Annotated in this window: 10 protein-coding genes and 1 tRNA gene; 4 read left to right on the top strand and 7 right to left on the bottom strand. The window is 66.6% G+C overall.

All coding sequences use genetic code 11. The annotated features are described in order from the left end of the window. Nucleotides 1–14 precede the first annotated feature (14 nt). Nucleotides 15–1,691 (bottom strand): methyl-accepting chemotaxis protein, encoded by a 1,677-nt coding sequence (locus HUW10_RS04890; protein ID WP_174502479.1) that lies wholly within the window; start codon nucleotides 1,689–1,691, stop codon nucleotides 15–17. A 185-nt stretch (nucleotides 1,692–1,876) separates the two neighbouring features. Between HUW10_RS04890 and HUW10_RS04885 the strand changes: the two genes are divergently transcribed. Both HUW10_RS04885 and HUW10_RS04880 read left to right on the top strand, forming a co-directional pair. After that, the gene (locus HUW10_RS04885) at nucleotides 1,877–2,848 is read left to right on the top strand and encodes a methylglyoxal synthase (protein WP_174502478.1); all 972 of its coding nucleotides are present in this window, start codon (nucleotides 1,877–1,879) and stop codon (nucleotides 2,846–2,848) included. Nucleotides 2,849–3,392: 544 nt separating this feature from the next. Continuing rightward, entirely contained in the window at nucleotides 3,393–4,889 is a 1,497-nt protein-coding gene (locus tag HUW10_RS04880) for an ATP-binding protein (RefSeq protein WP_174502477.1), read from the top strand. Between the two features lie 36 nt (nucleotides 4,890–4,925). Here the strand turns inward: HUW10_RS04880 and HUW10_RS04875 are convergent, their stop codons facing one another. The 6 genes from HUW10_RS04875 to HUW10_RS04850 all read right to left on the bottom strand — a co-directional run bounded on the left by HUW10_RS04875 (nucleotide 4,926) and on the right by HUW10_RS04850 (nucleotide 11,591). Next, nucleotides 4,926–5,906 carry an aldo/keto reductase gene (locus tag HUW10_RS04875; protein WP_174502476.1) on the bottom strand — a complete coding sequence of 327 codons (981 nt, stop codon included), beginning with the start codon at nucleotides 5,904–5,906 and terminating at the stop codon, nucleotides 4,926–4,928. A gap of 84 nt (nucleotides 5,907–5,990) precedes the next feature. Then, nucleotides 5,991–6,455, bottom strand: coding sequence for a MaoC family dehydratase (locus HUW10_RS04870; RefSeq protein WP_174502475.1), 465 nt, complete (start codon nucleotides 6,453–6,455; stop codon nucleotides 5,991–5,993). Beyond that, complete coding sequence (locus HUW10_RS04865) at nucleotides 6,452–7,624, bottom strand: acetyl-CoA C-acyltransferase (protein ID WP_174502474.1); 1,173 nt, start codon at nucleotides 7,622–7,624, stop codon at nucleotides 6,452–6,454. Before HUW10_RS04865 ends, HUW10_RS04870 begins: the two co-directional genes overlap by 4 nt. Before the next feature lie 39 nt (nucleotides 7,625–7,663). Next, nucleotides 7,664–8,455 carry an SDR family oxidoreductase gene (locus HUW10_RS04860; RefSeq protein WP_174502473.1) on the bottom strand — a complete coding sequence of 264 codons (792 nt, stop codon included), beginning with the start codon at nucleotides 8,453–8,455 and terminating at the stop codon, nucleotides 7,664–7,666. A gap of 12 nt (nucleotides 8,456–8,467) precedes the next feature. Next, on the bottom strand, nucleotides 8,468–9,775 hold the full coding sequence (locus HUW10_RS04855) for a TetR/AcrR family transcriptional regulator (RefSeq protein WP_174502472.1): 1,308 nt from the start codon (nucleotides 9,773–9,775) through the stop codon (nucleotides 8,468–8,470). Between the two features lie 16 nt (nucleotides 9,776–9,791). Continuing rightward, on the bottom strand, nucleotides 9,792–11,591 hold the full coding sequence (locus tag HUW10_RS04850; RefSeq protein WP_174502471.1) for an acyl-CoA dehydrogenase: 1,800 nt from the start codon (nucleotides 11,589–11,591) through the stop codon (nucleotides 9,792–9,794). 216 nt (nucleotides 11,592–11,807) lie between these two features. Between HUW10_RS04850 and HUW10_RS04845 the strand changes: the two genes are divergently transcribed. After that, a tRNA-Ala gene (locus HUW10_RS04845) sits at nucleotides 11,808–11,883 on the top strand. Nucleotides 11,884–12,401: 518 nt separating this feature from the next. Continuing rightward, a complete protein-coding gene (locus HUW10_RS04840) occupies nucleotides 12,402–12,896 on the top strand; it encodes a hypothetical protein (protein ID WP_174502470.1) in 495 nt (164 codons plus the stop codon). Nucleotides 12,897–13,030 lie beyond the last annotated feature (134 nt).

The following is a 13,030-nucleotide window of genomic DNA, read 5'->3' as shown; positions in this document are numbered from 1 at the left end:
CGCGCAGCGCGGGCTCACGACGCCCGGGCCCGAACCACGCGCAGCTGCACGGGCGCAACCTGCCGCGCCGTGCTGGAGTCGAAGCTGAACCGCCCGACGATCCGCGAAAGCGCCTCCGCCTGACCGGCAAGCGTCGCGGTGGCGGCATTCGCCTCTTCGGCCATCGCCGCGTTCTGCTGGACCGCCTGGTCGAGATAGCCGATTGCGGAATTGATTGCGCCGATGTCGTCCGATTGTGCGGTAATCGCCGTTGCCATCTCCGCAATCCGCCTGTTCATCGCCTCGACGTCGCGGAAAATCCCCTGCAACGCCTCGCCGGTTCGTCCAACCAGATCGACGCCGGCCGCCACCTGGCGGCGCGAGCCGAGAATGAGAGGGGTGATCCGCTTCGCCGCGTCTGACGAGCGCTGGGCGAGGGCCCGCACTTCCGATGCGACCACAGCGAAGCCGCGCCCGGCCTCGCCGGCCCGCGCCGCCTCCACCCCGGCATTCAACGCCAGAAGGTTGGTCTGGAACCCGACTTCCTCGATCAGGTCGATGATCTGTGCGATTTCTGCCGACGAGGACTCGATCGCTCGCATCGCATCGACCGCTTCACTCACCAGCCGGTTCGATTCATCTGCCTTGCCGGCAGTCGCCGCCGCGGTTTCCCCGGCCTGCTTCGCTTCATTGGCGGTGGCACGCAGGTGCTTGTCGAGCTGGGCCAGGGCCGCGGACGACTGTTCGAGGCTTGCAGCCTCTCCCTCCGTGCGCCGTGCCAGGTCGTCGGCCGCCGCGCGGATTTCACGCAGGCTTCCATCGATCACGGACGAGGAATCCCGCACTTGCCGCAATGTGGTCCTGAGCGCGGCGGCCGCGCCGTTAAGGTCTGCGGCGATCACATCGAACGGCGCTGGCAGCCCCTCCGGCAGCGATACATCGAGCACGCCGGTCGCGAGCCCATCCAGCGCTTGCTTGATCGTCTCGACGGCCTGCACCCGGTCGGTCACGTCCGAGGCGAATATCATTACGCTGGTCACCGCACCTGCGGCATCGCGCATCCCATTGTACGATTCGGCCAGCCAGACCGTATGGCCGTCACGGTGGCGCCGGGCGATTTCGGTGACGAAATGCTCGCCGGCGCGCAGCCGTTCCCAGAACTGGCGATAGGCCTCGCTCGTCGCCTCGTCCGCCACGGTCAGCACCCGGTGATGCCGGCCGATCAGCTCGTCCCGCCGGTAGCCGACCGCGCGGAGAAAATTGTTGTTGACGTCGAGAATGGTGCCATCCGGCGCGCACTCGATCATGCCGCGTCCGCTTGCGATGGTCCGCAGGCCGCGCGCCTCGTGCATCTCCCGCAACTCCGCTTCCGAAACCGCCAGCACCAGCTCTGCCGTTTCGCCCGCCCCGCCATCCACCCGCTGCGCCACCAGCCGGACCGGCACCCTGCGTCCTCCGGGGCCGAGAAGCGTCTGCGTGCCTTCCCATCCCGTTCCCTCCGCGAGATGGCGGAGATAGTCCGGATCGACGACGTCGCCGATCAGCCCAGCCCGATCCCGGCTGACGAAATCCGCCCGCGCGCCGCCAAGCAGCGCACAAAATGTCGGGTTTGCATCGATGATCGCGCCATTTGCATCCACCCGCACGAGACCGGCCATCGCGTCCACGGCCGCGTGAAGATGTCGGTATCCGCCGAGAAAACGCAATTCCATCGGCAAACTCCTGATAATAAAACAAAAATATTCAGTTACAAATCGTTCTAAAAATTGGATACAATATAATAGTTAATGGCGGCTGAATCGCTCCTCCGCGTCCCGCTGCGCCCTATTGATTTTTCCGCCGCCGGCTCGGACTCTCCGTGTTGCGGCAGGCGAATGGCATGGCAGGGAGGCGGGACATGACAGTGACGCGCGGCAATGAAACGGGCGGCGATGAAACGGGCGTCGTGCGGATCGGCATCGCGGCGTCGGCGGCCTTGCGCGGTGGCACGGCTTCGCCGCTGTTCGCCCTCCTGCGTGACTTCGCACCGCTCCTCGCAGCACCCGTTGTGCGACTGCATGCGGTGGGCGCCACCTGCGACGCGATCCTCGCCTCCGGCCTGCTCGGCGCCAACCCGCCCACCCGCCTGCGCCCCGCGCGCGAGGGCGGGGTGATCACCCTGACCTCGATGGTGGTGCCGGACGCCTCCGGCCGTGCGGCGCTCGATTTCGTGATCTACCTGATCGACCCGGTCGACCCGATCGGCGTGTTCCCCGAGATGCAGGCGCTGAAGCGGCAATGCGTCGTGCATGGGCGGCCGTTCCTGACCAACCGCGGTGCGGCCTCGGAATGGCTCGCCCTGGTCTGGCACAGCCTCGCCGGCATCGACCGCACCGGTCTTGCCGCGCAACTCGCACACTGGATGCGGCCCGAAGCCGTCGCGTCCGAGACGATCGGGCTGATCGCCCACGACACCCAGAAGAAGGTGATGCTGGAATTCGCCCGGCGGCACCATGCGCTTCTGTCGCGCTTCGGCCGGCGCCTTGCCACGGGCACGACCGGCGGGCTGCTGAACGGCGAGGTTCCGGCGCGGATGGCGGCCGAGGCGGCGTCGCTGCGCCCGGTTCTGCCTCCGCCCGTTCCGGGCTGGTCCACCGCCTTCCAGTCCGGCCCGCGGGGCGGCGACGCGCAGATCGCCGAGGAGGTGCTGGAAGGGCGCTGCCGGCGGCTGATCTTCTTCGAGGATCCGCATGTGGCGCGCGAGCACGAGGCGGACATCCAGCTTCTCGAACGGGCGACCCGCTTCGCCCCGCAAGGCTGCCTCTGCATCAACGACCTGGCGAATGCCGAATTCTGGATGACTGGATTTGCATCGCTGCTCGCCGCCTGAGCCGCACCACTCTGCGCCAAGTCGCTCTGTCCATCGCAATCCTGTTCACCAAGCTTCCGTGCAGCACGAATCTGCGCTGCATGGCTCCATCCCGCGCATTTACCTATCACCCCTGTCGCGCGGGGCCCCGCAAGGCGGGGAGGGGCAGAAAGGTGCCGCTCTCTCACGGCAGTCACCGAATTGCCGACGACATTTTTCGGCGGCGGGCGCGGTCCCCGTGCGTTTTGCACGGCCTGCGGCAGCGGTTGTTGCAGCCGGCGCACGCTGTTTTGCGCTCGTGCAAGACTGTATGTACTCCGCAAAACTTAACGATACGTTACGGCAAAGCACAGAATTACACATAATTTCGTCAATCTTGCCCACCGTATCCTGTTATCGCGTCTCGACGCGGTGGCCCCTGGTTGATAAGCCGAACCCCCCGGAGCGGGTCACGCACCAGGCAAGGCCGGATGCCGCGCCTATCCCATTGACGAAGCACGCAGTCCCGCCCCGGCAGACCGGCCGGCCCGGCAGGGACTCGCATCAGGAGGCGACGAATCGGACCATGACAGTGGCGATCGAGATGGGTATGGCGGCCGGCAACGCGCCTGCCGTTCTCGACCTTGAGGAACTGCTGGCCACGAGATTGCTGGTCCAGGGCAATTCCGGTTCCGGCAAGTCCCACCTGCTCCGCCGCCTGCTCGAGCAGAGTGCTGCCTGGGTTCAACAGGCGATCATCGATCCCGAGGGCGATTTCGTCACCCTTGCCGCCCGATTCGGCCATCTGGTGATCGATGCCGAAGCGCATTCCGAGCCAACGCTGCAACTGGCCGGCGAGCGCGCCCGCGCGCACCGTGTCTCCGCCGTGCTGAATCTCGAGGGGCTCGACGCCGAGAACCAGATGCGCCGGGCCGCCGCTTTTCTCGGCGGGCTGTTCGAGGTCCCGCGCGATCACTGGTATCCGATGCTGGTCGTGGTCGACGAGGCGCAGCTCTTCGCCCCCGCCGCCGCCGGCGAGGTGTCGGACGAGGCGCGCAAGCTCTCGCTGGGCGCGATGACCAACCTGATGTGCCGCGGCCGCAAGCGTGGGCTCGCCGGCATCATCGCGACCCAGCGGCTGGCCAAGCTGGCCAAGAACGTCGCCGCCGAGGCCTCGAATTTCCTGATGGGGCGGACCTTTCTCGATATCGACATGGCCCGCGCCGCCGACCTGCTCGGCATGGAGCGGCGGCAGGCGGAGGCGTTCCGCGACCTGGAGCGCGGGCATTTCATCGCCCTCGGCCCCGCCCTGTCGCGCCGGCCGCTCGCCCTGCGGATCGGGCCGACCGAGACCGAGGCGCGGCATGCAACCCCGCGCCTCACCCCGTTGCCCCAGGCCGCGATCGAGGATGCGCAGACCGTCATCCTCGCCCCGCCGCCGCCCGAGGCCGCGCGCCCGCCGCGTCGCGCCCCATCCCCGCCGCCGCCCGACCTGCTGAGCCAGTTGATGGCGGCCCGGCCGGTGGTGGAGGAGACGAGCGCCGAGGCGCAGCCGCCGCAGAGCCCGGCCGAACGGGCCGAGCTTCAGGCGCGGCTCGAGCGCATCCTTGCCGATCTCCTGGCCGATCCCGAGGCGGGATTCCGCCCGGTCGGTGTACTGTATCAGGATTTTCTCGTCCGCTGCCGGATCGAGGCACTCGGCGCTGCCGCCCCCGATCTCGCCGCTTTCCGCCGGATGCTGACCCGCGCGCGCGCCGGCATCAGTGCGGCGATGGCGGAGGACGCGGTCTGGCAGGACGTGCTGGGCCGCGCCGCCATCCTGCCCGAGGACATGCAGGGGATTTACCTGATGATCGCCCGCGCCGCGCGCGACGGCCTGCCCTGTCCGGGCGACCCGGCGATTGCGCGGGCCTATGGCACCCGCTCGCTTGGCCGGGCGCGGCGGCTGCTCGCCTATATGGAAGAGCAGGGGCTGATCGTCTGCCAGCTCGACGGGGCGGGGCGGCGGATCGTCACGCTGGTGGAACTCGCCTGGGCGACGGCGCCGGGACTGACCGACGCCGAGGACAGGCTTCCCGTCTGATTCCGTAGCGCCTGATCCAGGCCCGTCCGATCCCGGTTACGAGAAGCCGACCACCGCGTGTGGCACGTAGGGGGTTTCGAGCCGGCCGATCTCCTCGGCGCCGAGGGTGACGCCGATCGCCTCGATCGCGTCCTCCAGATGGGCGAGCTTCGTGGCGCCGACGATCGGCGCGGTGACGCCAGGGCGTGACAGCACCCAGGCGAGGGCGACCTGCGCGCGCTTGAGGCCGCGTTCGCCGGCGATCGTGGCGACGGCCTCGACCACCTTGCGGTCGGCCGTTTCGGTGGCGGCGTAGAGCGTCTTGCCGAATTCGTCGGTCTCGGCGCGGGCGGTGGCGTCGTCCCAGTCGCGGGTGAGGCGGCCGCGGGCGAGCGGGCTCCAGGGGATCACGCCGACGCCGGCGGCGCGGCAGAGCGGCAGCATCTCGCGCTCCTCCTCGCGATAGAGCAGGTTGAGGTAGTTCTGCATCGAGACGAAGCGCGTCCAGCCATGACGCTCGGCGATGGCCAGCGCGTTGGCGAATTGCCAGGCGAACATCGAGGAGGCGCCGATATAGCGGGCCTTGCCCGCCTTCACCACGTCGTGCAGCGCCTCCAGCGTTTCCTCGATCGGCGTCGAATAGTCCCAGCGGTGGATCTGGTAGAGATCGACATGGTCGGTGCCGAGGCGGCGGAGGCTGTTGTCGATCTCGGTCATGATCGCGCGGCGGGACAGGCCGGCGCCGTTCGGCCCGGGGCGCATCCGGCCGTTGACCTTGGTCGCGATCACCACCTCATCGCGCCGTGCGTAGTCGCGCAGGGCGCGGCCGACGATTTCCTCGCTGGTGCCGTCGGAATAGACATTGGCGGTGTCGAAGAAATTGATGCCGGCTTCGAGCGCGCGGCGGATGATCGGGCGGCTGTTCGCCTCGTCGAGCGTCCAGGCGTGGTTGCCGCGGTCGGGCACGCCGAAGCTCATGCAGCCGACGCAGATGCGCGAGACCTCAAGGCCGGTGGCGCCGAGTTTCGTGTATTCCATCAGGGACCTCCGAACGGTTCAGCCCGTGGCGGGCAAGGGTCGGAGGTTAGCCGGGGCGCGCAGCCCCGACCAGAGCAGGGGCGATCACGCGAGGGCGAGCATCGAGAGCCATTGCGCGACCAGCGCCGGCTTCGGCTGGTTCTCGATTTCCACCGTCACGTCATGGGTGAGCAGGATGCGGCCCTCGCCCTTCTCGGCGAGGCCGGCAAGGGCGAAGCGGCCGCGAATGCGCGCCCCCGCGCGCACCGGGGCCAGAAACCGCAGGCTGTTCATCCCGTAATTCACCGACATCGCCACCCCCGCGAGCCGCGGCAGCGTATCGTAGGCCATGCGGCTGAGCAGCGAGAGGGTGAGAAAGCCGTGCGCGATGGTCCCGCCGAACGGGGTTTCGCGCGCGCGCTCGGGATCGACATGGATGAACTGGTCATCGTCAGTCACCTCGGCGAAGGCGTCGATGCGCGCCTGGCCGACCTCCATCCAGTCCGAACAGCCGACCTCGGCGCCGACCAGCGCGCGATAGTCGGCGAGGGTGAGCGCCGGGGCGCTCACAGAACCTCGAACAGGCCGGCAGCACCCATCCCGCCGCCCACGCACATCGTCACCACCACGTGGCGCGCTCCGCGGCGCTTGCCCTCGATCAGCGCGTGGCCGACCATGCGCGCGCCGGACATGCCATAGGGGTGGCCGATCGAGATCGAGCCGCCATCGACATTGAGCAGTTCGTCGGGTACGCCGAGACGGTCGCGGCAATAGAGCACCTGCACCGCAAAGGCCTCGTTCAGCTCCCACAGGCCGATATCCCCGACGCTGAGCCCGAAGCGCGAGAGCAGCTTCGGCACCGCGAAGACCGGACCTATGCCCATCTCGTCGGGCTCGGTGCCGGCAACGGCCATGCCGACATAGCGGCCGAGCGGCTGCAGGCCGCGCTGCTCGGCGAGCTTCGCCTCCATCACCACGCAGGCCGAGGCGCCATCCGAGAGCTGGCTGGCATTGCCCGCGGTGATGCAGCCGCCCTCGCGCACCGGCTTGAGCCCGGCGAGGCCCTCGGCGGTCGTCTCCGGCCGGTTGCCCTCATCGGCGGCGAGGGTGACGGTCTGCTGACTGGCGGCGCCGGTCGCGCGGTCCGTCACCGTCTTGGTCGCGGTGACGGGGATGATCTCGGCATCGAACCGGCCGGCCTGCTGGGCGCTGGCGGTGCGAAGCTGCGATTGCAGGGCGTAGGCGTCCTGTGCCTCGCGCGAGACGTTGTAGCGCTTCGCCACCACCTCGGCGGTGTCGATCATCGGCATGTAGGTGTTGGCGTGCAGGGCGAGGAGTTCGGGATCGCGATCCACCCGCATCGCCTCGGTCTGCACCGTCGAGATCGACTCGACGCCGCCGGCCAGCACCACGTCCATCCGGTCGACGATGACCTGCTTCGCCGCGGTGGCGATGGCCATCAGGCCCGAGGAACATTGCCGGTCCATCGTCATGCCAGGCACGGTTACGGGCAGGCCGGCGCGGAGGGCGGCGGTGCGGCCGATCGTGTGCTGCCCGCCCTGGGGCAGGGCGCTGCCGATCAGGCAGTCGTCGATCTCGGCGGGGTCGATCCCGGCGCGGCGCACCGCCTCGCGCAGCGCGTGGGCGGCGAGGGTGGGGGCGGGGGTGGCGTTGAAGGCACCGCGATAGGCGCGGCCGATCGGGGTTCTGGCGGTCGAGACGATCACGGCGTCACGCATGTCTGTTCGCTCCTCTGGCGGAAAATGGGTGGGACGGACTCAGGGTTCGGCCGTCTCCACCGGGTTGGCGGCAACGAGCCCGCCATCGACGGTAAGCACCTGGCCGACGACGTAATCGCCGGCGCGGCTGGCAAGATAGATCGCAGCACCCGCCATGTCCTCGGCGCGGCCGATGCGGCGGGCGGGAATGGCGGCGGCGACGGCCTCGCCCCGGTCGCGCGCGGCGCGGTTCATCTCGGAGGGAAACGCGCCGGGGGCGATCGCGCTGGCGACGATATTGTCGTGGATCAGCCGTGCCGCCATGCGCCGCATCAGGTGATGGATCGCCGCTTTCGAGGCCTGGTAGCTGTAGGTCTCCCAGGCATTGACGCGCAGCCCGTCGATCGAGCCGACGCAGATCACCTTGGCCGGGCGGTCGGGCCGCGCCGCTGCCTTCAGCGCGCCATGCAGCGCCTGGGTGAGGAAGAATGGCGCCTTCACATTGACGTCGAACACCTTGTCCCAGCCATGTTCCGGGAAACTCTCGAACGGCGCGCCCCAGGCCGCACCCGCGTTGTTGACCAGGATGTCGAGCGCCGGTTCGCGCGCGGTGATTGTCGCGGCCAGCGCGCGCGCGCCCTCGACCGTCGAGATATCCGCCGGCACGGCGATGCAATCGGGGCCGAGTTCGGCCGCCGCGGCGTGGCACTGCTCCGCCTTGCGCGCCGAGATGTAGACCCGCGCGCCCTGGGCGAGAAACCCTTCGGCGATCATCCGGCCGATGCCGCGCGAGCCGCCAGTGACGAGGGCGACACGCCCCTGCAGCGAAAACAGTGATGCCGGGTCGATCATGCCGGTCCTCCCTTATGGTTCCGGGCCGCGAAGCGGCGCTTCGCTCTGTTCAGCTAAGCCAGGCGGGCCCGGCTGGCAAGCCGGTTTTGGATGAGCGTACGGTTTTTCAGGGCGGATTGCCCCGGCGATCGCGGCGGCAAAATCCTCCCGCGCCAGCGCGAGCAGCGCCGTGTCCGCCCCGGTGGCGGCAGCACGGATCAGCTTGCCGACGAAGAGGGCCTGCACCGCGAGCGGGCCGGCAGGGTGCGGCGGTGCTACGGCGATCGCCGCCAGCCGCCGGCGCCAGGCGCCGTGCTGGTCGCGCAGCGTGGCCGCGAGAGCCGCGCGCAGCACCATGCTTTCTCCTGGAGCCTGGGCGGCGCGGAGAAACACGGCGTAATGCCCAAGCGCCTCGCGCGCATGTTCCAGCACCTCGCGAAACCAGATCGCCGTGGTGAGATCGACCAGCCGCACCTCATCGATCCCGGCGGGGTCGATCGCGCCGAAGCCTGCGCGGTAGCGCGCCTTCGCCCGGTCGAACAGCGCGACCTGTGCCGTGGCGAGCAGCGCGCCGATCGCCGGGAAATAATAGGCCGGGCCGCTGCGGGCGAGGCCGGCGCGCTGGGCGATGGCGGCCCAGCTTACTGCCCCGGCGCCTGACTCGACGAGAATGTCGATCGTCGCCTGCACGATCCGCTCGCGGGTCTCGAAATGGCGGGCGCTGGCGGGGACGGCATCGTCGTCCGCCGTGGGGGCGGGCGGGCCGAGTTGCGCGGGATCGAGCCGGCCTTCGATGAAATCGCGCGCCGCTTCCTGCTCAAGCCCGAGCGGGTGGAGCAGAAAGGTCAGCCCGATCGCCCGGTCGATCGCCGCGCGGGCCACGCTGCGGTCCTGCCCGAAGCCGAGATTTTGGCCGATGGCATGCCAGATTTCATCGAGCCGTGCGTACCATCCCTGTGCCAGTAGCCGTCCCGCATCGCCGCGCCCGCCATGCAGGATCAGCTCGCACCAGGCCAGCGAGCGCGTCCGCTCGCGCCCCAGCGCATTGAGCACGACGCGCATGACAAGATCGTCGATCCGCGCAACCCCGGTCGCCTCGCCGGCGCTGACGCGGCGTTCGAGCCGGGCGAAGGCGTCGAGATAGCCGCTCATCAGATGGCGTGAGGCGCTGGCGATGAGGTCTGTTTTGGATTCAAAATGATATGTTGTCGCGGCGAGGCTGACACCTGCGGTGGCAGCGACCGCGCGATGGGTAAGCCCGGCAACCCCGCCCTTGGCAAGAACGCTGACGGCACCTTCATGAATCCGCTGTTTTGTGCGTAGGCTGCGATCCTGCACCATGGGCTGCCGCCCTGCGTCAGAGAGCGAACAGCGCTGCCGGCGCGTCGAGGCTGCTGGTCTCGAGGGTCGCGCAAAGTGCAAGTCGGGCAACCGCCAGCGGCAGCTCATGCGCCATGAAATAACGGCATGTCAGTAGCTTGCCCTCGTGAAAGAGCCTGTCGGGCGGTGGAGGGTTACCGTCCAGCGAGGCGGCCGAAACGAGTGCCTGCCACAACCAGAGCCAGCCGATGACGACATGGCCGAATGCGTCGAGAAATAAGGTCGCATTGGCGAGGCGGCGTGGCAGGTCGGCGCAGGCGAGCAGGGCATTGGCGGTGACGCCGAGCTGGTCGAGTGCCGCCACGAGGCGGGCGGCCTCGTTCGCGAGGGCCGGATGCGGGGCGGCGATGGCGGCGGTCTCGCGCATCTGTGCGGCGAAGCGGCGCAGCGCATCGCCATTGTCGCCGCCGAGCTTACGGCCCACGAGGTCGATGCCCTGGATGCCGAACGTGCCTTCGTGAATGTGATTCAGCCGGTTGTCGCGATAGAGCCGCTCCAGCGGATAGTCCCGCGTGTAGCCATAGCCGCCGAGGATCTGCATCGCCCATTTGTTGGCTTCGAGGCAATGCTCCGACGGCCAGGATTTCACCACCGGCGTCAGCAGCCCGAGCAGCGTGCCGAGCCATTCGGCCTCATCCGCGTCGGTCGCGATCTCCTGCCGGTCGACCAGTTGCGCGGCATAGAGGCAGAGCGCCTGCGCGCCCTCCACCGCCGCCTTCTGGGCCAGCAGCATGCGGCGGATATCGGCGTGCTCGACGATCGGCACGGGCGAGGCGGACGGGTCCTTCTGCCCGGCCTTGCGGCCTTGCGTGCGGGTGCGGGCGTATTCCGCCGAATGACGATAGCCGGCGAGTGCGGACATGGTCGCGGCATGGCCGACGCCGATGCGCGCCTCGTTCATCATCTGGAACATGTATTCGAGGCCGCGATGCGCCGCGCCGATCAGATGCCCGATCGTCTCGCCGCTCTCGCCGAAATTGAGCAGACAGTTGGTGGTGCCGCGCTGGCCCATCTTGTGGTTCAGCCCGGCAAGGGCGATGTTGTTGTGCTCGCCAACGGCGCCGCTTTCATCAACGCGGCGCTTGGGCACGAGAAACAGCGAAATGCCGCGCGTTCCTGCCGGCGCGCCGGCGATCCGCGCGAGCACCATATGGACAATATTTTCCGAAATTTCCTGATCCCCGCCCGAAATCCACATCTTGCTGCCGCGGAGCGAAAACGTGCCGTCGTCGCGCGGTGTCGCGGTGGTGGTGATGTCGGCGAGCGACGAGCCGGCCTGCGGTTCGGAAAGACACATCGTGCCGAACCAGCGTCCCTCCAGCATCGGCGGCAGGAAGCGCCGGCGCAGCGCTTCGTTGCCAAAGGCGGCAAGCAGGTTTGCCGCGCCGACGGTGAGGAAGGCGTAATTGGCGACGGCCGTATTCGCACAGGTGAAGATGCCGCTGGCCGCCGTGTGCAGCACGCGCGGCGCCTGCAACCCGCCATGCTCCAGCGCGAAGGGCAGGGCGAAGAACCCCGCCTCGGCGCATGCGCGCAGCGCGCGTCCGGTGCCCTCCGGCATCTCGACCCTTCCATTGACGAAGCGCGGCTCGTTTGCGTCCACCTCGGCGGCGATCGGCAGGAACTGCTCCTCGGCGATGGCTTGCGCGGTGTCGAGCATCTGGGCGCAGGCATCGCGGTCGAATCCGGCGAAGCGCTCGTGGTGCAGCAGTTGCTCCATCCCGAGCAGGTCGAACAGGATGAAGTCGAGGTCGCGTCTGTCGACGATCATGGACATGGCGTCGTCTCCCTGGTGCACCGCCACACTACCGGCCTAGGTCTCTCGTGTCGATCCGAAATTGAACATTTGTACAGTTTTTCCGCCTCGCCCGGCACCCGAACTGCCGCCTGCAATGCCTCCCCATATTGCCCACGGCATATTTCATGGCCGGTTTGTCCTCCGATGCTCTTGCCGCGGGCGCGAACTCGGTCTAATAGGGCCCTCACGCACGGTGGGGCCATAGCTCAGTTGGGAGAGCGCCTGAATGGCATTCAGGAGGTCGTCGGTTCGATTCCGATTGGCTCCACCAACGTTTTCAAGTGGTTGTGCGAAACATTAGCGAAAATTGAATATGTTCGGGATACCAACGGGACCGCACTCGTCGGCAATTTGGTGTCTCCGGTCGCGTCCGAATGACGGTTGCGTGATCGTCTCCGCCGCTCTCGATTCGTCCGCCTCGCCGGTCGGGGATCAGGGGGGTTAGGCAAGCAATACGCATACACGCACGCGCGTAAGGTTGCGGCATGTTGTGCGGTCAGGCGGGCGAGGTCGCACCTCCGGCCCGGCAACTATGGATCCTCCCCCAGCCATGCGACCTGCGGGGATTTCGCCCGCCCTGTCTCCGGCTGGGTGCAGGTCCGCAAAACATGTCCGCAGTCCGCACCGGGCGCGGCGTGTGAGCGAATGGAAACGGTCGCGGAGGTATTACGAGGCAGATAATTTCTAAAACAGAACACAAACGATTGAGGAACAAGCGTCATCTGTGCTTGGCTCCATGATCATGGGAGGTCAACGGTGAGATCTATCTACTGTCTCTTGGCTATGATCATGGCCGCTTACCCTGCGAGCGGAATTGCAGCCCCACCCATATCTATTTCCACTTGGAAGCATAGCAGGATTGTGGAGAAATATCTTGCGTCTATAGGGAATGATATAATAAATGCAGGAACAACCGACAGAAATAAATCTCCCCTTCAACAACTTTTATACAAAGATCAAAGGAAATTAGACGAGCAAAATAAATCAGAAATAAGTGATTTGAAGCATAATGTGATTGTTGCCTATGTTGCATACACGTGCAACATTCGTTCAAACTCTTGGTATAAACAGGTTATATTTAATCAATTATATTATTATCATCAATACTTATTTATTAATCCAACAATGAACACAAAAACAAAAGATAAGAAAATAGAGAATTTTTTTATATCGATTTTAAATTTCCAACATTTTAAGCCAAGTAAGACGCAATGCGATCAAGTGAAATATGGCAAAACTATTGCTGGTGAGGATAAAAATTTGAATATGGATTTTTCGTTTTGAAAAAAGTTGGTAGACCAAATCTAAAAACATCAATTCCTTTGACAGAACGCGTCACGCCACAACGAAACTAGACGCGCGCGCGGTGGTTAACCGTTGCTCGCCCGTCCTACTTCCCCCAGCCGGTGCGGCTGATA

The organism is Acidiphilium sp. C61, assembly GCF_905116885.1.
Taxonomy (GTDB): Bacteria; Pseudomonadota; Alphaproteobacteria; order Acetobacterales; family Acetobacteraceae; genus Acidiphilium.
Note: the sequence above shows the minus strand (reverse complement) of the source record. Positions and strands in the feature narration are given on the sequence as shown.

What these genes read in the sequence shown, in the direction of transcription:
- HUW10_RS04840 (WP_174502470.1), top strand. Translation starts at nt 12,402, where the DNA reads ATGGCCGCTTACCCTGCGAGCGGAATTGCAGCCCCACCCATATCTATT.
- HUW10_RS04885 (WP_174502478.1), top strand. Translation starts at nt 1,877, where the DNA reads ATGACAGTGACGCGCGGCAATGAAACGGGCGGCGATGAAACGGGCGTC.
- HUW10_RS04875 (WP_174502476.1), bottom strand. Translation starts at nt 5,906, where the DNA reads ATGGAATACACGAAACTCGGCGCCACCGGCCTTGAGGTCTCGCGCATC.
- HUW10_RS04880 (WP_174502477.1), top strand. Translation starts at nt 3,393, where the DNA reads ATGACAGTGGCGATCGAGATGGGTATGGCGGCCGGCAACGCGCCTGCC.
- HUW10_RS04865 (WP_174502474.1), bottom strand. Translation starts at nt 7,624, where the DNA reads ATGCGTGACGCCGTGATCGTCTCGACCGCCAGAACCCCGATCGGCCGC.
- HUW10_RS04890 (WP_174502479.1), bottom strand. Translation starts at nt 1,691, where the DNA reads ATGGAATTGCGTTTTCTCGGCGGATACCGACATCTTCACGCGGCCGTG.
- HUW10_RS04855 (WP_174502472.1), bottom strand. Translation starts at nt 9,775, where the DNA reads ATGGTGCAGGATCGCAGCCTACGCACAAAACAGCGGATTCATGAAGGT.
- HUW10_RS04860 (WP_174502473.1), bottom strand. Translation starts at nt 8,455, where the DNA reads ATGATCGACCCGGCATCACTGTTTTCGCTGCAGGGGCGTGTCGCCCTC.
- HUW10_RS04850 (WP_174502471.1), bottom strand. Translation starts at nt 11,591, where the DNA reads ATGTCCATGATCGTCGACAGACGCGACCTCGACTTCATCCTGTTCGAC.